The sequence below is a fragment of the Pseudomonas bananamidigenes genome (genome assembly GCF_001679645.1).
Classification (GTDB): domain Bacteria; phylum Pseudomonadota; class Gammaproteobacteria; order Pseudomonadales; family Pseudomonadaceae; genus Aquipseudomonas; species Aquipseudomonas bananamidigenes.
The window spans coordinates 34826-53418 of the sequence record NZ_LRUN01000075.1 but is presented as its reverse complement, the minus strand read 5'-3'; the positions used below and the strand labels follow the sequence as shown (position 1 = coordinate 53418).

21 protein-coding genes, 1 tRNA gene and 2 pseudogenes are annotated in these 18593 nt (G+C 61.6%); 15 read left to right on the top strand and 9 right to left on the bottom strand.

The annotated features are described in order from the left end of the window. Window positions 1–58 precede the first annotated feature (58 nt). The 3 genes and pseudogenes from BBF94_RS23320 to BBF94_RS23315 all read left to right on the top strand — a co-directional run bounded on the left by BBF94_RS23320 (window position 59) and on the right by BBF94_RS23315 (window position 1415). The gene (locus BBF94_RS23320; RefSeq protein ID WP_065261315.1) at window positions 59–553 is read left to right on the top strand and encodes a PaaI family thioesterase; all 495 of its coding nucleotides are present in this window, start codon (window positions 59–61) and stop codon (window positions 551–553) included. Between the two features lie 11 nt (window positions 554–564). Further along, window positions 565–720, top strand: a pseudogene (locus BBF94_RS27770) (RidA family protein); the annotation flags it as partial. 32 nt (window positions 721–752) lie between these two features. Further along, window positions 753–1415 carry a glutathione S-transferase family protein gene (locus BBF94_RS23315; RefSeq protein ID WP_065261314.1) on the top strand — a complete coding sequence of 221 codons (663 nt, stop codon included), beginning with the start codon at window positions 753–755 and terminating at the stop codon, window positions 1413–1415. Between the two features lie 9 nt (window positions 1416–1424). Here the strand turns inward: BBF94_RS23315 and BBF94_RS23310 are convergent, their stop codons facing one another. From BBF94_RS23310 to BBF94_RS23295, 4 genes are read right to left on the bottom strand one after another with little or no spacing between them, the layout of a single operon-like run. Further along, on the bottom strand, window positions 1425–2543 hold the full coding sequence (locus tag BBF94_RS23310; protein WP_065261313.1) for an agmatine deiminase family protein: 1119 nt from the start codon (window positions 2541–2543) through the stop codon (window positions 1425–1427). A 46-nt stretch (window positions 2544–2589) separates the two neighbouring features. Then, complete coding sequence (locus tag BBF94_RS23305; protein ID WP_065261312.1) at window positions 2590–3693, bottom strand: extracellular solute-binding protein; 1104 nt, start codon at window positions 3691–3693, stop codon at window positions 2590–2592. Between the two features lies 1 nt (window position 3694). Then, window positions 3695–4603, bottom strand: a complete 909-nt coding sequence (gene aguB, locus BBF94_RS23300) for an N-carbamoylputrescine amidase (RefSeq protein ID WP_065261311.1) — start codon at window positions 4601–4603, stop codon at window positions 3695–3697. A 3-nt stretch (window positions 4604–4606) separates the two neighbouring features. Further along, entirely contained in the window at window positions 4607–5659 is a 1053-nt protein-coding gene (locus tag BBF94_RS23295) for an agmatine deiminase family protein (RefSeq protein WP_065261310.1), read from the bottom strand. Between the two features lie 137 nt (window positions 5660–5796). Between BBF94_RS23295 and BBF94_RS23290 the strand changes: the two genes are divergently transcribed. Beyond that, window positions 5797–6657, top strand: a complete 861-nt coding sequence (locus tag BBF94_RS23290) for a LysR substrate-binding domain-containing protein (protein ID WP_065261309.1) — start codon at window positions 5797–5799, stop codon at window positions 6655–6657. On the opposite strand, the gene BBF94_RS23285 is transcribed toward BBF94_RS23290, so the two are convergent. Further along, entirely contained in the window at window positions 6620–7561 is a 942-nt protein-coding gene (locus tag BBF94_RS23285; protein ID WP_065261308.1) for a LysR family transcriptional regulator, read from the bottom strand. The two genes, BBF94_RS23290 and BBF94_RS23285, sit on opposite strands and share 38 nt — an antisense overlap. A gap of 134 nt (window positions 7562–7695) precedes the next feature. Here BBF94_RS23285 and BBF94_RS23280 point away from each other — a divergent pair, with 134 nt between their 5' ends. The 6 genes and pseudogenes from BBF94_RS23280 (at window position 7696) to leuD (ending at window position 12052) form a co-directional block, all read left to right on the top strand. Next, window positions 7696–8100, top strand: a complete 405-nt coding sequence (locus tag BBF94_RS23280) for a RidA family protein (protein ID WP_065261307.1) — start codon at window positions 7696–7698, stop codon at window positions 8098–8100. Window positions 8101–8178: 78 nt separating this feature from the next. Then, entirely contained in the window at window positions 8179–8736 is a 558-nt protein-coding gene (locus tag BBF94_RS23275; RefSeq protein WP_065261306.1) for a helix-turn-helix domain-containing protein, read from the top strand. Between the two features lie 85 nt (window positions 8737–8821). Then, window positions 8822–9379 (top strand): annotated as a pseudogene (locus BBF94_RS28270) (HD domain-containing protein); the annotation flags it as partial. Beyond that, window positions 9377–9889 carry a GNAT family N-acetyltransferase gene (locus BBF94_RS28265; RefSeq protein ID WP_263970170.1) on the top strand — a complete coding sequence of 171 codons (513 nt, stop codon included), beginning with the start codon at window positions 9377–9379 and terminating at the stop codon, window positions 9887–9889. The pseudogene BBF94_RS28270 and the gene BBF94_RS28265, both read left to right, overlap by 3 nt. 129 nt (window positions 9890–10018) lie before the next feature. Then, window positions 10019–11440 carry a 3-isopropylmalate dehydratase large subunit gene (gene leuC / locus BBF94_RS23265; protein WP_065261305.1) on the top strand — a complete coding sequence of 474 codons (1422 nt, stop codon included), beginning with the start codon at window positions 10019–10021 and terminating at the stop codon, window positions 11438–11440. Window positions 11441–11443: 3 nt separating this feature from the next. Beyond that, a complete protein-coding gene (gene leuD / locus BBF94_RS23260; protein ID WP_065261304.1) occupies window positions 11444–12052 on the top strand; it encodes a 3-isopropylmalate dehydratase small subunit in 609 nt (202 codons plus the stop codon). A 39-nt stretch (window positions 12053–12091) separates the two neighbouring features. Here leuD and BBF94_RS23255 read toward each other — a convergent pair whose 3' ends face one another. After that, window positions 12092–13009: a LysR substrate-binding domain-containing protein gene (locus tag BBF94_RS23255; protein ID WP_065261303.1), complete on the bottom strand. Its 918-nt coding sequence runs from the start codon at window positions 13007–13009 to the stop codon at window positions 12092–12094. Between the two features lie 543 nt (window positions 13010–13552). Here BBF94_RS23255 and BBF94_RS23250 point away from each other — a divergent pair. From BBF94_RS23250 to BBF94_RS23230, 5 genes are all read left to right on the top strand, one after another. Further along, window positions 13553–13738, top strand: coding sequence for a DUF1843 domain-containing protein (locus tag BBF94_RS23250; RefSeq protein WP_065261302.1), 186 nt, complete (start codon window positions 13553–13555; stop codon window positions 13736–13738). A gap of 34 nt (window positions 13739–13772) precedes the next feature. Continuing rightward, complete coding sequence (locus BBF94_RS23245) at window positions 13773–14399, top strand: DUF1842 domain-containing protein (RefSeq protein WP_065261301.1); 627 nt, start codon at window positions 13773–13775, stop codon at window positions 14397–14399. A gap of 40 nt (window positions 14400–14439) precedes the next feature. Continuing rightward, window positions 14440–15018, top strand: a complete 579-nt coding sequence (locus tag BBF94_RS23240; protein WP_065261300.1) for a DUF1842 domain-containing protein — start codon at window positions 14440–14442, stop codon at window positions 15016–15018. A gap of 100 nt (window positions 15019–15118) precedes the next feature. Next, window positions 15119–16582, top strand: coding sequence for a GDL motif peptide-associated radical SAM/SPASM maturase (locus BBF94_RS23235; protein WP_065261299.1), 1464 nt, complete (start codon window positions 15119–15121; stop codon window positions 16580–16582). Window positions 16583–16783: 201 nt separating this feature from the next. Continuing rightward, window positions 16784–16858, top strand: a tRNA-Gln gene (locus BBF94_RS23230). Between the two features lie 52 nt (window positions 16859–16910). Here BBF94_RS23230 and BBF94_RS23225 read toward each other — a convergent pair. From BBF94_RS23225 to BBF94_RS23215, 3 genes are all read right to left on the bottom strand, one after another. Then, entirely contained in the window at window positions 16911–17303 is a 393-nt protein-coding gene (locus BBF94_RS23225) for a DUF1801 domain-containing protein (RefSeq protein WP_065261298.1), read from the bottom strand. Between the two features lie 152 nt (window positions 17304–17455). Continuing rightward, window positions 17456–17797, bottom strand: coding sequence for a hypothetical protein (locus tag BBF94_RS23220; protein WP_065261297.1), 342 nt, complete (start codon window positions 17795–17797; stop codon window positions 17456–17458). A gap of 85 nt (window positions 17798–17882) precedes the next feature. Beyond that, window positions 17883–18527, bottom strand: a complete 645-nt coding sequence (locus BBF94_RS23215) for an ATPase (protein WP_065261296.1) — start codon at window positions 18525–18527, stop codon at window positions 17883–17885. Between the last annotated feature and the right edge of the window lie 66 nt (window positions 18528–18593).

Below are 18593 nucleotides of genomic sequence, written 5' to 3'. Positions count from 1 at the left end.
CTTGATTCAGGGTTAGAATCCCCTCGGTTCGACTAACCCGTTTAAGGATGATCCCGGCATGTCCCCCCTCGACACTTCCCTGCAAGACACCGCCGCCCCCGACGGCGTCTGCTTCGGCTGCGGCAGCAGCAATCCGCACGGCTTGCACATCAAGAGCTTCTGGCATGAAGACGGCGTACACGTCATGGCCGAGCATGCGCCCGAGGCCAAATACTGCGGCTGGCCGGAGCTGGTCTACGGCGGCCTGATCGCAATGCTGGTGGACTGCCATTCGAACTGGACGGCGATGGCTTACCACTACCGCGCCGAAGGGCGTGAAGCCGAAAGCCTGCCGCGCATCAACTGCGTCACCGGCAATCTCGGCATCAAATTCATCAAGCCCACGCCGATGGGCGTGCCGCTGACGCTGAAGGCAAAAGTCGAAGGTGAAACCGGGCGCAAGAGCCGGGTGATCTGCGAGGTGTACGCCGGGGATGTGCTGACGGCGGTGGGTGATTCGGTGTTTGTGCGGGTGGATACCGAACAACTGGCGGCGCTTGCGCACGGTCGCTGAAATCCGACACGAGCCGGCACATGCCGATATTTCGTGACGTGAAGAACCGCGTATTCCCCAAAGGCTTCTGTGCCTGGACCTGCATCGGCGTCAGTGAACTGGCGCATCCGGGATTGCTGGTGGAAATCAAATGCGTGGCCGTGCGCAGGCGCGCTATACCTGTGTAGTGCCTTTCACCACCACCGCGAGGCGTTGAACCATGGACTTGACCCTCTATTACCATCCGTTGTCGTCCTACTGCCACAAAGCCCTGATTGCCCTGTACGAACACGGCGTCGCCTTCGAAAAACGTCTGATCGACCTGTCCAGCGAAGCCGAGCGGGCCGAGCTGCGGGCGCTGTGGCCACTGGTCAAGTTCCCGGTATTGCAGGATCGCGCCCGCCAGCACAATGTGCCGGAGTCGAGCGTGATCATCGAATATCTGGACCATTACCACGCCGGAGCGGGCCACCTGATCCCCGATGACTGGGATACCGCGCTGCAAGTGCGTTTGTGGGACCGTTTTTTCGACAACTACGTGATGACGCCGATGTCGCAGATCGTCGCCGACCGCATCCACAATGCAAACGCCGATCTGAGCAGCCAGCGCACCTTGCTCAACACCGCCTACGACATGCTGGAAAACCAGTTGGCGACCCACCCATGGATCGCCAGCCCGGCCTACAGCATGGCCGATTGCTCCGCCAGTCCGGCGCTGTTCTACGCCAGTACACTGGTGCCGTTTGGCGCCGACCGCCCTCGCCTCGGCGCTTACTTCGAGCGACTGGTGCAGCGCCCGTCTTTCCGCCAGGTGATCGACGAAGCCAAACCCTGGTTTGACTTCTATCCCTTTGCCGAAGCGCTTCCCCAACGGTTTCGCTGAGCAACGGCCTCACGCCGGCTGGTGACTGGTCACGCAGTGAATCCCGCCACCACCGGCCGCGATGGCGTCGATGTTGATCTGTACCACGTCGCGGTTCGGGTAGAGCTGCTTGAGCAGGTCGAAGGCCTTCTTGTCGGCCTCCTTGTCGCCGAACTCCGGGGCGATGACCGCGCCGTTGATGACGAAGTAGTTGATGTAACCGGCCGCGAAGTCGTCGTTGTTCTTGTTGAACTTGGTCTTGCGTGGATTGAGCGGTGGCGACACGGTGTGGATCTGCAGCGGGCGACCGTCGGCGTCGGTGGCTTTCTTCAGGATCTCCAGATGCGCCAAAGTGACCTTGTTGTCGTAGGACTTCGGGTCGGTATCAAGGTTGGCGATCACTACGCCGGGCTTGACGAAGCGCGCGTAGAAATCGACGTGGGCATCAGTGATGTCCTTGCCCTTGATGCCCGGCAGCCAGATGATTTTGCGCAGGCCCAGGCGTGCTTTCAGTTCCGCCTCGACATCGGCCTTGCTCCAGCCGGGGTTGCGGTTGGCGTTGACCCAGCAGCTTTCGGTCATGATCCCGGTGCCGTGGCCATCGACTTCGATACCGCCGCCCTCGCCCACCAGTTCGCTGCGGATGTAGGTTGCTTGCGCGTCTTGCGCTACACGTTGGGCGATTTTCGCGTCTTTGGAGTGCTGTTGCTTGTTACCCCAGCCGCTGAAATTGAAGTCCACCGCGCCCAGGCCATTCTTGTCGTCAATGACGAAGTTGGCGCTGATGTCACGCATCCAGATGTCATCGAGGTTGGCGATCTGGTAGGTGATGTTGGACGTGCCGCAAATCTCTTCGGCCAGGCTGCGTTCGCTGCTGCGGCAATAAATGGTCAGCGGTTCGTAGCGGGCAATGGCGCGGGCGATCCGGCCCAGGGCTTCCTGGACGTCTTCGGTGAAGTCTTCCCAGATTGCGTCCTGCGCGCCGAAGGCCATGTAGGCGCGTTCGTGTTTGTCGCCCTCGTCGGGCATGAACCAGCGACCTCCGCTGGCCGCCAGTACCCGCGCCGGGGACAGACCAAGGCCCATGACGGCAGCGCCTACGCCGGCGGCGACTGAAACCTGTTTGATGAACTCACGACGAGTGGGCATGTGTACGTTCCTGTTTGGAATGGGCCGCCGAAACGGCCCGGAAAAATCACTTTGCAGTGGCGGTCTTGAACTTGGTCCAGGTGCGCATGCGGGCACGCATGTCGGCCTGGGGAATGTCCTTGCCCGGTATCAGACGAGCATAGGTCGCCTCGTCGAGGTAGATGTCCGGGTTGTTGCGCATGGCCTCATCCACGTTTGGCCGGGCCTTGGCGTTGGAGGTCGGGTAACCGGTGAAATTGCTGATCGCAGCCATATTCTCCGGGCGCATCACGAAGTTGATGAATTCGTAGGCGTATTCCGGGTGTTTGGCATCCACCGGAATGGCCATGGTGTCCATCCACACCGTGGTGCCTTCACGGGGCACGCGGTACTGGAAGCGGGTCTGCTTGCCGGCGCTGTCCGAGGTGCGCTGGGCCTGGGTCATGTCGCCGCTGTAGCCGAGGGACAGGCACAGGTTACCGTTGACCAGGTCGGTCACCGGTTGCGACTGGAACTTGCGGATGTACGGCCGCAGCTTCATCAGCAGATCACTGGCCGCCGCCAGATCAGCAGGCTTGGCGCTACGCGGGTCGCGGCCCAGGTAATTGAGCACCACCGCCAGCACTTCGTCCGGCGAGTCGATCATTGAAATCCCGCAATCGGCGAACTTCGCGGCCAGTTCCGGCTTGAACAGCATGTCGAGGCTGTTGACCGGCGCATCGGCCATGCGTTGCTTGATCTGCCCGGCGTTGTAGGTCAGGCCGATGGTGCCCCAGGTGTAGGGCACCGTGGCCTTGCTCGAGTGCTCGTAATGGCTGCGCAGCTTTTGCAGGCCCGGCTCGATGTCGTTCATCGCCGTGACCTTCGACGGATCCAGCGGCAACAGGCTGCCGGCGCGCATCAGCCGTTCGGCCACGGTGTCGCCGGGGAAGATCAGGTCGTAGCCGCTGCCGCCGGAGAGCATCTTGGCCTCCAGGGTTTCGCTGCCGTCCATCACGTCGTAGATCACCTTGATTCCGGTTTCGGCGGTGAACTTGCTCAAGGTGTCTTCGGCGAAATAGTCCGCCCAATTGTATAGCCGCAGCGTCTTGTCTTCGGCGTGCACGACCGGCATCAAACCGGCCAGCGCCAGACCCAGAACACCCAGCAACCACTTGCGTGAAGTGTGCATATCAGACTCCTTGAGGATTCCAGCGGGCGTGAAGGTGACGGCCGTCCTGACTCAACAACGCGCCATACATTTCCGGGCGACGGTCGCGGTAGATGCCCCAGCTCAGGCGCTCCTCGCACATGGCTGCCAGATCCAGGCTCTGCACCAGCACGCCGGTGCTGGCGCGGTCGGCTTCGACGAGCATTTTTCCCTTGTGGTTGCAGATGAACGACGAGCCGTAGAAATTCATCTGCAGCGTCGCATCGCTGCCGGCCACTTCACGGCCAACTCGGTTGGAGGCGACCACCGGCAGCAGGTTGGCAGCGGCGTGGCCACGCATGGTCATCTGCCAGTGGTCCCGCGAATCCAGGTCGGCACAGCCCGGTTCCGAGCCGATGGCCGTCGGGAACAGCAGCACCTCGGCGCCCATCAAGGCCAGGCTGCGGGCGGTTTCCGGAAACCACTGATCCCAGCAAATGCCCACGCCGAGGCGACCGAACGCGGTGTCCCAGACTTTGAAGCCGGTGTCGCCGGGGCTGAAATACTCCTTCTCCTGATAGCCGATGGCGTTGGGGATGTGGGTCTTGCGGTACACCCCCAACAGGCGCCCGTCGGCATCGGCCACGCTCAGGGAATTGAAGTAGGCGTTGCCGGCCTTCTCGTACCAGCTCAGCGGCAGCACCACGCCGAGCTCCCGGGCCAGCGCAGCGAAGCGCGACAGCACCCGACTGTCGCGATACTCCTCGGCCAGCGCCATGTGGTGGTGGCTTTGCTCGATGCAGAAATACGGCGTGGCAAACAGCTCCTGCAACAGGATCACTTGCGCACCCTGCGCCGCCGCTTCACGCACCAGTTGCTCGGCGCGGTCGAGGTTGCTTTTCAAATCCCAGGTGCACGGCATCTGGGTGGTGGCGACTTTGAGCATCGTCATCGATCAACCCTCCAGAGGCCAAGCCGGCTGCTGCTGGGTGATGCAGTGCACACCGCCGCCACCATGGGCCAAGTGATTGATCTGCACCGGCACCACTTCGCGGCCCGGGAATGCCTTCGCCAAGGTTTGCGCCGCGATATGGTCGGCTTCAATGCCGTAGGCGGGCATGATGATCGCGCCGTTGGCGATGTAGAAATTGGTGTACGAGGCGCAGAACACTTCGGCTTCGGTGTCCACCGCATCGGTGGCTTCATACAGCTCGATCAGCTCGAATTGGCGGCCCCGGGCGTCGGTGGCCAGTTCCAGTGCGCGACGGTTTTCCCGCACGACTTCGGCGTACACCGAGCTGCGATCGTGAGTGGCATCCACCAACAACACGCCGGGACGGGCGAAAGCGCAGACGCCATCGACGTGGCCGTCAGTCATGTCGCCGGTGACGTAATCCGGATCGCCCGGCAACCAGATGGTTTTCTTCACGCCGAGCAGACGGCTGAAGATCTCTTCCATCTCGGCCTTGCTTACGCCGGGGTTACGGTTAGGGTTGAGCAACACCGATTCGGTGGTGATGAGCGTGCCCTCGCCGTCCACATGGATCGCGCCCCCTTCGTTGCTCAGCGCCGTACCGAAGCACTCGCCGCCCAGGTGATTGAGCACGCGGCGGGCCAGGCTTTCGTCCAGATCATGCGCCGACTTGCCGCCCCAGGCGTTGAAGCGCCAGCTCACCCCGGCCAGACCTTGCTCTGGATGAACGACGAAACTCGGGCCGGAGTCGCGGCACCAGCTGTCGTTGACGGCCAGCGGAATCAGTTCGATGTTCGGTCCGCACAAGGCTTTGGCACTGGCGATGGCCGACGGATCGACGACCATTTTCACCGGTTCGAACCGGGCGATGGCATTGGCGACGCGGGCGAAATCTTCCTGCACCAACGGCAGGGTCACGCGCCAGCCCGACTCCCACAGGGCCTTGTTGTGGGGCCAGACCATCCAGGTCGCGGCGTGCGTTACCCACTCTGCCGGCATCATCCAACCGCTGTTGTTGTTTTTGTTCTGCTGCATGGTAAAAAGCCCTTTGAGTTAAGCCATTGTGTTCAATGGAAACAGCCTTGGCGGCGTTGACGTGCATGCTAATGGCGGCCTGAAGGGCAAACAAACGATGGATTTAGCGGAAAACTGATTAGAGGAACTTATCGATCATGCTGAAACACTGGCCACCCCTCAGCTCGTTGCGCGGCTTCGAAGCGGCCGCCAGATTGGGCAGCTTCCACAAGGCCGCCGAGGAACTGAGCCTGACGCAGTCGGCCATCAGCCAGCAGATCCGCAGCCTTGAGGCGTATCTGGAACAGCCGCTGTTTTTCCGCAGCGGGCGCAGCGTCGCGCTGACCGACGCCGGCCACGATCTGCTCTCCACGACTCAGGCGATGTTGCAGCAACTGTCGGTGGGCATCCGGCGACTGGGGCAATACCAGAAGCCCAATCAGCTGGTGCTCAACACCACACCGGCGTTTGCCCGGCACTGGTTGCTGCCACGGCTGGGAGTCTTCCGCCGTCAGCACCCGAAGGTGGACCTGTGGATTTTCAGCACCGATGAAGTGCCGGACATGGCGACCCAGACCATCGATCTGGCGGTGCGCGACGACATCAGCTCCCAGGCCGAATGCAGTTTCAAAGTGCTGCACGCCGACCGGCTCTACCCTGCGTGCCACCCGAGCCTGCTGACGGTGCCGCCGGCTGAGCGCACCACCCTGCACGGCGAGCGGGAGATGGACTGGAGCCATTGGGCGGTAGAGGCCGGTATCGATATCGGGCAGCAGGAACAGGGGCTGAACTTCTCCGACCCGGGCCTGTTGCTGGACGCGGCTTGCTCAGGTCTCGGGATTGCGCTGGTCAGCCAGTTGCTCAGCCGTCAGGCACGGGAAAACGGATTGTTGCAGCCACTGGTTGAGCAGACCATTCGCGGCCCGAACTGGGCCCTGTTGACCCACCGCGACAGTGAACACGACCCCATGGCGCGAAGTTTCACCGAGTGGTTGCTGGCGAACCTGGGCGATCCATGACCGGTGCGTGGCGGGCCATCACCTCGGCGATCCAGTCGATGAACACCCGCAGTTTGCGGCTGATGTGACGGTTGGGCGGGTACGCCACGTAGAGCGGCATCGGATCGAGGCGCCAGCCTTCGAACAGTGGCAGCAGATCACCGCTCGCTTCGTGTGCCTTGGACATGTACCTGGGCAACCACAACACGCCCAGCCCCGCGAGGCCCGCCGCCAGATAGGCATTGCCGTCATCGACCGCGAGCACATGGCGACCCTTGATCTGCAGATCTTCGAGTTCGTTGTGCAAAGCGTAAGGCACGGGTTTGCCGGTACGCGCCCAGAGAAACCCGACCACCCGGTGATGAGAGTCTTCCAGTTCACGAGGATGCTTGGGCGTGCCGGCCCGGGCCAGGTAACTCGGCGCGGCATACACGCCCAGTTGCAGATCGGCGACCTTGCGGGCCATCAGCGACTGATCCCGCAACTCACCGCCGCGCACCACACAGTCGACGTTTTCATCGATGATGTCGACGATCCGGTCGCTGACGCCCATGTCGATCTGGATTTGCGGATAGCGCTCATAAAATTCGGGCAGCGCCGGCACCAGAATCAGATTGGCCAAAGGGCTCGGCACATCGACCCGCAAGCGCCCCTTGGGCTGGGCCGCCGTGCCGGGAAGGCTGGTTTCGGCGTCGTCCATGTCCGCCAGCAATTTGATCACTCGCTCATAGTAGGCCGCGCCGTCCTCCGTGACGTTGACCTTGCGTGTGGTGCGGTTGAGCAATTTCACTCTCAACCGCGCCTCCAGTTGCTGGACGAGCTGGGTCACGGTGGTCTTGCTCATGTGCAGCGTCTCGGCGGCTTTGGTGAAACTGCCCGCCTCCACCACTCGGGCAAAAGCCTGCATCGCGTCAAAACGGTCCATTACCCACCTCTAATGGCAGCTCGATTGTTTGGGATTTACAAACAGTGAGCGCCAAGGTTGCGCGTTTATCGCGCCGATGCAAGCCCCTAGAGTTTCTCCATCGCAGGTTCTCAACCCATTAAAGGAGACACCCCATGACCCATGCCCAGCCAAAACGCGACGTGGTTTTCCCGCCCGGACGCCATGCCCTCTACGAGCGCAATCGCTATTCGCCAGCGGTGCGTTCCAACGGTTTCCTGTTCGTTTCCGGGCAGGTCGGCAGCCTGGAGGATGGCTCGCCCGAGCCGGATCTGAAGCAACAGGTGCGACTGGCGTTTACCAATCTGAATGCGATTCTCGGCGCAGCCGGGGGCAGTTTCGATGACGTGGTGGACGTGACGGTGTTCATGGTCGATCCGCAATCCACGTTCGAAACCATCTGGGAAGTGGTGCCGGAGTTCTGGGGTGAAGCGCCGCATCCGACCATTACCGCGGTCGGCGTGACGTGGCTGTATGGCTTTCAGTTCGAGATCAAGGTGATCGCCAGGCTGCCGGAATGACCTGATATCGCGCCGATTTGCAGCACGGGCCGGCAGTCTTCAGACTGTCGGCCCGCATTCCCTTTGCGATCCATCGCCATGCCCGACACCTTGCTCAAGCCCAGTCTCCCCGGCCTCGCCCTGCGCCGCTGGCGGGTGCTGCACCGCGTCAAGCAGAGCCATGCCGCCGAGCTGTTCAAGGTCACCCAGTCGACGATTTCCCGCTGGGAAAGCGGTGTGCAGGCGATGGATCCGGACGCCCATTTTCATCTTGAACGGTTGCTCGCGGCACGACTCGACAGCGCCGCCGATCAGGCGCTCGCCCGACTGGTGACGGACAGTGCGCGCCCGGTTCACCTTGTCTGCGACCTGACCCATCGCCTGCTGGCCTGCTCCCCGGCCCGCGCCGCGCAGTTCAGCAGGCCGCTGAGCGAGCTGCTGGGGCAATCGTTGTGGTGCTTTGCGACGGCAGAAATCCAGCACAGGGAGTCCTTGCTGGATGACAACGGCTGGCGGGAAGTCCAGGCGCCACCGGCACTGGAATTCGTCACCGGCCACAACGACTCAACCGTCGTCCCCATCCGCGAGAGCCTGTGTCGCTGGACGCGGATCACCCTGTCGGACGGCACCGCCGCACGGCTGGTGGAAACCCTCTGAGCCACCCGCCGCATATTTTATGCGTGGACGATGATCAAGACCGGGCCTAGGCTTTGGATCCTGCCCTCTCAATCCCGGTCCCTGCATGAACCTTGAAAAAATCAAGGGACGCCTCGACTTTCTGCGCGAAGCGGAACGGCTCAAGGACGTCCTCAGAAGCGCTCACACCTCCTCCGGGCGCAGTGAAAGCACCGCCGAACACAGCTGGCGCCTGTGCCTGATGGCCATCGTGTTCGCCGACGATCTGGCCGGGCTCGATGTGCTGAAAGTCCTGAAGATGTGCGTCATCCATGACCTCGGCGAGGCCATCAACGGTGACATTCCGGCGGTCGATCAAGCCGGTTTGCCCGACAAGGGCGAACAGGAACGCAACGACTTGCTGCTGCTCACCCGCGCTCTGGACGACGCGCTGAAAAACGAGATCCTCGCGCTCTGGGACGACTATGAAAACGCCGGTTCTGCCGAAGCCAGAGCGGTAAAGGCGCTGGACAAGCTGGAAACACTTTTACAACACACGCAAGGCAGGAATCCGCCAGACTTCGACTATGGCTTCAACCTGGCCTACGGCAAGCAATACACCAGTGCCGATCCGTTGTTCGAAACCCTTCGGACCCTGATCGACCGTGACACCCGAGAACGCATGAAAACAAACATCACAATCCGCAACGAACGCCTCGAAGACATCGACGCCATCGCCCGAATCACCGAAGCCGCTTTCCAGCACGAAGCACACTCCAGCCACACCGAACAATTCATCGTCGACGCCTTGCGCCGCGCCGGCCAGCTCAGCGTTTCGCTGGTGGCGGTGGAGAACGATACGGTGGTCGGCCATGTCGCCATTTCACCCGTGACGATCTCCTCCGGTGCTCAAGGCTGGTACGGCCTGGGCCCGATCTCCGTGTCCCCGACCCACCAGCAACAGGGCATCGGCTCGGCGCTGATGAAAGCCTCGCTGGCGCAGTTGCAGCGCATCGGCGGCGTTGGCTGCGTAGTGCTGGGTGATCCGGACTATTACGCTCGCTTCGGCTTCAAGGCCCATGCCGGTCTGGCGTTGCCGGGCGTTCCGGCGGAGTACTTTCAGGCGTTGGCGTTTGAAGGTGAATGGCCGGTGGGCGTGGTGACGTATCACGAGGCATTCGACGCTACGGCTTAGTGCCTCGCCGTCGCTTTATTACTCACAATCCGTGTTCAACGGCTTTACCAAAGCGCGCTTGATGCCATTTCGGCGATCAATGACTCTGTCCGTACGTTGTTTTTGCACTGACAGAAAAGAGCCCGCGCCATGCCCAGCCCGAGAACCCTGTACCAGAAACACATCGACAGCCACACCGTCTGCGATCTCGACGATCAGGGTCATGTGCTGCTGTACATCGACCGTCAGGTCGCCAACGAATACACCAGCCCGCAGGCTTTCAGCGGTTTGCGCGACACCGGACGCAAGGTCTGGCGCCCGGCGGCCACGCTGGCGGTGGTCGATCATGTGAACCCCACCGCGCCAACCCGCACCGCGGCCATGCCCGATGCCGGAGGTGCGCGGCAGGTGTCGTATTTCGAGGAAAACTGCCGCGACTTTGGCATCGAACTGTTCGATGTGCTGGACAAGCGCCAGGGCATCGAGCATGTCGTGGCGCCGGAGCAGGGTTTCATTCTGCCGGGCATGGTGGTAGCGGCCGGCGACAGTCACACCACCACTTACGGCGCGCTGGGTGCGTTTGGTTTCGGTATCGGCACCTCGGAAATCGAACACCTGCTGGCGACGCAAACCCTGGTCTACAAGCGCCTGAAAACCATGCGGGTGACGGTCGAGGGGGAACTGGGCGCGGGGCTCACGTCGAAAGACATCATCATGGCCCTGATCGAGAAGATCGGCGCCTCGGGGGCCACCGGTTTTGCCATCGAATTCACCGGCCCGGCGATCAGCGACCTCAGCGTCGAAGCGCGCATGACCATCTGCAACATGGCCGTGGAGGCCGGCGCCCGTGGGGCGTTCATGGCCCCGGACGACAAGGTTTTCGCCTATCTGCAACTCAAGCCGCGTGCGCCGAAAGGTGAAGTCTGGGAGCAGGCGGTGGAGCGTTGGAAAGGCCTGTACAGCGACCATGGCGCGGTGTTCGACAGTGAAGTCAGCCTGGATGTCTCGGCTCTGGAACCGATGGTCACCTGGGGCACCAGCCCGGATCAGGCCGCCCCGGTCGGCGGACGAGTGCCGGACCCGGCCAGTCAGCCCGACCCGATACTGCGCCAGGGCCTGCAACGCGCCCTTGATTACATGGGCCTGAAACCCGGCACGCCGCTGAACGAAGTGGTGATCAGCCACGCCTTCATCGGCTCCTGCACCAATGCGCGGATCGAAGATTTGCGAGACGTTGCCCGCGTGGTGCGCGGCCAGCGAGTCGCGGCTCATGTGCGGGCGATGATCGTGCCCGGCTCGACGCAGGTGCGCGATCAGGCCGAAGACGAAGGTCTGGCGCAGATCTTTCGCGACGCCGGTTTCGAATGGCGGCAATCGGGCTGCTCGATGTGCCTGGCGATGAACGACGATGTCCTCGCGCCGGGGGATCGCTGCGCCTCCAGCACCAATCGCAATTTCGAAGGCCGTCAGGGCGCCGGTGCGCGTACGCACCTGATGAGCCCGGCGATGGTCGCGGCGGCGGCCATCACCGGCCATTTGACTGACGTTCGCGCCTTCGCGCCGGGAGTTTGAGCCATGCAACCGTTCACCACCATCAGCGGCAGCGCCGCGCCGTTTCTGGCGGCCAACATCGACACCGACGTGATCATGCCCAAGCAGTTCCTCAAGGGTATTGATCGTCAGGGGCTGGACCGGGGGCTGTTCTTCGATCTGCGTTTTCTGGCCTCGGGTGAGCCCAATCCCGATTTCGTGCTCAATCAGCCCGCCTGGCAGGACGCGGCGTTTCTGGTGACCGGCCCCAACTTCGGTTGCGGCTCCAGCCGTGAACACGCGGTGTGGGGCTTGAAACAAGTGGGGATCCGGGCGTTGATCGGCACCACGTTCGCCGGGATCTTCTACGACAACTGCCAGCGCAACGGCGTGTTGGCGATCCAGCTCGATGCCGGGCAGCTCAAGCAGATCGCCGAAGTCATCAGCGTGCCGGCGACTGCGCAGATCCGCGTGAATCTGCCCGGGCAGACCATCGAACTGGCAGACGGCACACGGATCGCTTTCGAGATCGACGCGCTGCGCAAACAGTCACTGTTGCTGGGGCTGGACGCCATTGGCACGACGCTGCAACGGGCCGGGCAGATTCGCGCCTTTGAAGCGCGGCATCTCGCGGAAAACCCTTGGCTGGGCTGAACACAGAAAACCGGGTGGCTCACTGAACCACCCGGTTTTTCATTCGACGGACAGGTCGCGGAAATACTCTTCAAGAAACTCAACACACACCCGCAGCTTGGCCGACTCGCTGAGCCGCGTCGGGTAAACGGCCCAGACGTTGGCGCTCTGGGTGTAGTCCGCGAGCACTTGCACCAGTCGCCCCTGTTCGAGCATCGGTTTGACGTCCCACATCGAACGCAACAGGATCCCGCCGCCGCTCAGGGCCCACTCCATCACGATTTCGCCGCTGTTGGAGGACAACGGGCCGCTGACCCGCACCGATTCCTCTTGTCCGTCCCTGGTGAGCTCCCAAATGCCGAACGCATTGTTGCGCTCCTTCAGCACCAGGCAATCGTGGTCCTGCAGATCTGCAAGGGTTTGCGGCGTGCCCCGGCGCTCAAGGTACTGCGGCGTGGCGCACAGCACCCGCCGGTTGCTCACCAGTTTGCGCGCCAGGTGCTGGCCCGGCAGGTCATCGCCGACGAGGATTTCCAGGTCGAAGCCCTCGCCCACCAGATCGACCACGCGGTCGAACACGTCCAGACGTATATCGAGCTTCGGGCACGCTCGGGACAGCTCACTGATGGCCGGCGCCACGTGATTGCGCCCGAAACCGAAGCTGCTGCAGATGTGCAGCGAGCCCGCCGGCTGGTGCCGGGCCTGGGCAATTTCGCCGAGGAAGTCATCGAAATCCCCCAGCAGCTTTTCTGCCCAGATCCTCACCCGCTCGCCATCGTCGGTCAGGGCGATGCGCCGGGTGGTGCGGTGCAGAAGTTTTGTCGAGAGCGTGTTTTCGAGCACCGCGATGCGCTTGCTGACGTAGGCCGGCGAATAGCCCAGCTCATCGGCAGCGCTGGCAAAGCTGTTCTTGCGGATGACCGTCAGGAAAACCTTGAGGTCTTCGGGCAAGGGAAACGGATCACGATTCGTGTTCATACAGCGCGCGTACTCACTGCCTGCTTCATGATTCGCGCAGGATAGCAGCGGCCATGACCGTTCGGCGCTTTTTCTGGCAGCCCCGGACAAACAGGGCTAGGGTTGCGTGGCTGGCGATATGCTGGCCACCTGGCAAACGTCTCTCGACGAACGCCATCGGCAGCACTGGAAGAAAAATCAGGGATGGTTTTTGTGCTTGCGGGTTAATGCACTCTTGATGAGTGAACAACCTATCCCTGTGTTTCGTTGCTTTCTATCAAGGACAGAAAGATGACCAACGTACAGGCGAACTTCTCTTGCCCTCTGCCACGGCAGACGCGCCTTCCGATTCCGGACAGCAGACCGGACGGTTTCGGCTGACGCCCGCGGCGTCGGCGCCCCTTCAATCACCACGAATATACGGATCCGGACGGATCAGGCGTTCACTTCGCCGCGAGTCACTGTCGCCAGTGATTCCCGGTGCCGGTTGTCGCCTGTCTGTCAGGAAAGACTCCCCTTGCCTGAAGGGGAACGTTCGGCAACCACCACGAGGAAACCCTCGCCATGACTGGTTCAAAACACAACATGCCGCCCTACGGCGTTGCCATCCAGGACGCGATTTCGGGAGGCGATCTGCAACAGATGAAGACTTTGTTGAAGCAACGCGATTCGACAAAGCCGGAAGCGAAGGAGCTGCAAACCGCGTACGAAAAACTGGCCAGAGAAGTGTCCCGTCTGGATAAACACTAAGGCCATTACTCACCTTGCAATGGAGGCAAATCACATGTCAGTCACTCAGCAAAATGTCGGTCTGTTCCCCGTGTGCTACAGGATCGGCACGGGCCAGCCAGGCGCGCAAAGCCTTGCGCTGAATCTGCTGGTGTCCACGCCACAGCAGCATGTCACCGGCACGGCCGCCGTGACGCAGGCCACCAATCCGCCGCTCGACATCGATTCGGATGTCTGGGGTGAATACACCTACCTGACGGTCATGAAGCCCGGTGTCAGCAAGATCCTGATCACCGCACAGGGCAATCACGGCGGCCCTGGTTCCAACGCCATCATCAACTTCAAGATCCATCTGGTGGTCGGTACCGACTGGCGCGAAGGTGTGGCCAACTATGAATATTTCGACGGCCAACGCTGGCACGAACTGAACAACGTGCCCGCCCATCTGGTGGAGGTGCAATCGAAAGTCTTCCAGCCCTTCCATCCGGGCCCTGTCATTCAACCGCACAAACCGGTCCTGCCGCTCTATGCCGCACCGATCCAGACGGCCATTGCCAGCGGCGACCTGGCCCAGATGAAAAACCTGTCGGGACTTGCCCGGCAGCAACTGGAGCAATTGCCGCAGTTGCGCATCGCGGTGGACGCCGCCAAAAAAGAAATCAGCCGCCTGCAAAGCCATTGATCGGCTATTGGAACCCATACATTCACAAGGGAGCAGCATCATGTCGATCGGACTTTTTCACACCCGCCTCATCGCCAGCAATTCCCTGCTCGGCGCACCGGTTCTGACCCTCGATATCGTGGTCGATACCGTCCGCAAAAAAGTCAGCGGCGTGGCCAGCGTCTTTCAAAGCACCTGGCCGCCCGTCAATTTTCATGCCCGGATCTGGGGCGACTATTCCGAGGCCAGACTGACGCCGTCGGCCGAGAACTACATCATCCTCACCCTCGACGGCAGCCCGAGCGGTCCGCTGAGCCAGATCGCCCAGACCTTCCACCTCAAGGGCATTCTGAACGACTGGAGCAGCGGCTTTGTCGATTACCGCTACAACGAAAACGGCCAGTGGCATGACGTGCGCCACGTCGCCGTACATCAGGCGCCCAGTGTCGAGCCACAGCCGCCGGAGCATCACGTTCACCCTCTGTATGCCGTAGCCATGCAGACGGCCCAGGCCAGCGGTGATCTGGCGCAACTGAAAACAGTGGTGCAACAGGGCGAGCAGCAACTGGCGCACGAAGGCGCCTTGCGCAGTGCCCTTGAGCAACTGAACGCGGAGATTGCCCGACTGGAAGCTCGCTAGACCGCATACGCCGGGCGCGAGGCTTCGCGCCCGGCGTCTTGCCGGTTTTCAAGGTCAGTCCAATCGTGCCGCGCACAGGACCGTGCGCAAGGATCTCCCCATGACAGACAACCGCCCTGCCCGCTACCTCAGCGAAACCGATCTCAAACGCTACGTGCCGGTGCACGTGGTCTGGGAAATCACCCTGGCGTGCGATCTCAAATGCCTGCATTGCGGCTCGCGCGCGGGGCATCGACGCCCGGATGAACTCAACACCCGCGAATGCCTCGATGTCATCGATTCTCTCGCGGCCCTCGGCACCCGCGAGATCACCTTGATCGGCGGCGAAGCCTATTTGCGCAAGGACTGGACCCAACTGATCCGGGCCATTCACGACCACGGCATGTACTGTGCCATCCAGACCGGCGGCCGCAACCTGACCCCGGCGAAAATGCAGGCGGCGGTCGATGCCGGGCTCAACGGCGTCGGGATTTCTCTGGACGGGCTCGCGCCCTTGCACGACAAGGTGCGCAACGTGCCCGGCTCGTTCGACAAGGCGGTCGACACCCTGCGCCGGGCCAAGGCGTCCGGGCTGGCCGTCAGCGTCAACACGCAGATCGGCGCGGCAACCCTGCCTGACCTGCCGGAACTGATGGACACCATCATCGAACTGGGCGCCACCCACTGGCAGATCCAGATCACCGTGGCCATGGGCAACGCCGTGGACCACCCGGAACTGTTGCTGCAACCCTATCAACTGCTGGAAGTGATGCCGCTGCTCGCCCGGCTGTACCGTGAAGGCGTGGATCGCGGTCTGCTGATGAACGTCGGCAACAACATCGGTTATTACGGCCCTTACGAGCATTTGTGGCGCGGTTTCGGTGACGAGCGCGTGCACTGGAGCGGCTGCGCGGCGGGCCAGACGGTACTGGCGCTTGAAGCCGACGGCACGGTAAAAGGCTGCCCGTCGCTGGCGACCGTCGGCTTCTCCGGCGGCAACGTGCGCAACATGAGCCTGCACGATATCTGGCACTACAGCGAAGGCATCCACTTCGGCCGCCTGCGCTCGGTCGACGACCTGTGGGGCTACTGTCGCACCTGCTATTACAACGATGTCTGCCGGGGTGGCTGCACCTGGACGTCGCACTCATTGCTGGGCAAACCCGGCAACAACCCGTACTGCCACTACCGGACCCTGGAACTGAAAAAACGCGGACTGCGCGAGCGCATCGTCAAGCTCGAAGACGCGGCGCAACGCTCCTTCGCGGTCGGACGCTTTGACCTGATCACCGAACGCATCGATACCGGCGAACAAATCAGCAGTGTCAGCGACAGCGGCCAGGTGATCAAACTGGCCTGGATCAATCAGGGTCAGAAATCCCCGGAGGAAGGACGCATACCCGAACAACTGGCGCTGTGCCGAAGCTGCCTGCAATACATTCATCCCCACGAATCGATCTGCCCGCACTGCCACGCCGACGTCGCGGCCGCCCAGGCGCGTTATCTGACAGACCGAGCGCGGCAGCAGGCAATCATGAATACCTTGACCGGATTATTGGGAATGGAACCGAGCCGGCTGGGATGAAACAAGGTTCAGGCGTCCGCGCCTTTTGGGGCGCCTGGACCGGTCACGCCCGCTGAAAATCCGTGTTTTCTCCCCTTCCGGAAAATAAGTAGCTGTTTTTCATGAAATTTATTTGATTCAGGGGTTCCCAGAACGCAAGAGCGCTGGTAAAGTGCCGCCCACTGTTGCAGAGGTCCTCCCGGGACTGAACACAATAGCTACAGGGGCGTCGCCAAGCGGTAAGGCAGCAGGTTTTGATCCTGCCATGCGTTGGTTCGAATCCAGCCGCCCCTGCCATTTTCCTTCCTCGTTTCACCCTCCTCCGCTTCATCTCTGCCTCAACGGCAAATCACTTTTTCGAATTCAATGTAATCGCCGAACGCACCAGTGCTTTCAGTGCCGTTGCATCGATCCTGTCAGTTTCGTGAACATCGATTGCCCGCCGGGTATTGCCTTCCAGACTGGCATTGAACAGTCCAGACGGATCCTCCAGCGCCGCGCCTTTGGCAAACGTCATTTTCACCACGGCCTTGTAGGTTTCACCGGTGCAGATGATGCCGTTGTGTGACCAGACCGGAACACCCCGCCACTTCCACTCCTCGACCACCTCAGGATCCGCCTCGTGAATGATTGCGCGGATCTCGGCCAGTCTCTGGCCGCGCCAGTCGTTCAGTTCCTGGATTCTTGCGTCGATCAGCGCAGAGGGATTCTCGGTCGCCGTGCCGCTGCTGTCCTTCTTCATCTCCTGGTTCTCCCGAAATACCTTTGCGCTATCCAGCGTAGCGCCGGCGGCAGCAAACGCCGGACAAAAAAAGCCCCGCAAGGTGCGGGGCAAGAAATTGGTTGGTTGCGGCCAACCAAAGGAGCATCGTCAAAAGCGTTGAGCGTCAGGCGTCAAAGGCACTCCTGGGCGGCCCGTTCAAAACTCGACGGCAGGAAACTCGATGCCAGCAAGTGACGCTCATACAGAAACACCTTGCCGCCGTCCTGCGCCTTGTAGGCTTCCAGCACGTTGTCCGCCGACACCTTGCTCGGCACCACAATCCGGTAGCTGCGCTGGGTCTGGGAAACCGTCGGGTTCATCGCGCTGTGCTGCAGTTTCGGCACCACACATTCGGCGTACTGGGCCGGCGTCTTGTGGGTCTGCAAGGTCAACGTCGGGTCATTCGGCGCGGAGGCGCAAGCGCTCAGCAGCAAAGCGGCAGAAGCCATGGCAGGGATAAAAAAGGCACGCATGGATAACATCCTGAAAATAAAGTTTCGGTTCTCAAGCAACGTTCAGCGTCATGGGCGCTGCCGTTGCGATATCTGATTCGGGTATTCAGCCAGCACTCACCAGGGCCTTGAGCGAATCATCGAACTGCTTCAAGGCACTGAATTGCAGGTCGCGTTGCTGTTCGATCCGGGCGGCGATCTCGGGCGCGGCCTTGTCGTGAACCCATACCGACGGCATCTGTTTTTCCACCGCACCTTCGGCCTTGCCGATGTATTGCAGGTTGGCGTCGTAGAAGCGGGCGGCGAATCGCGCTTCGACCTGACTGTTGCGTTGCGTCAGCAAGCGGTTGTGGGTGTCGAGCATCACCACCACGTCGGGATGGGCCTGAAGCAATGAATCCAGGTTGTCGTAGACCGTCACCGAGAGAAACTGCTGTTGCAGCGAACTCATCAACCAGTCGATGGCCAGTTCCGGGTCGGAGCTGTTGACGAAGGCCTCGCGAATCCGCGCATCGAGCGCATCCTTGGCACCGTTCACCGCCACATCGTGATAGCGCTCGAGGTATTGCAGGTTGTCCAGAGTATTTTCGCTGTACAACACACCCACGGTTTGCGAGTGCTGCAGTCCGCTGCCGGCTGCGCCGATGGGCAGAAAATGGCACGAACCGGCGTCGGCTGCGTAAGTCGGTGCAGTGGTGGCTACCCCGCCCATCAGCAGGGCGACCAAAGCCAGTCGGGTCAAAGTCTTCATCGCGCAAATTCCTTGAGCTGCGTTTCGATGGAGGCGATTTTCCGCCTGTCGGCCGCAAAGCAGAAC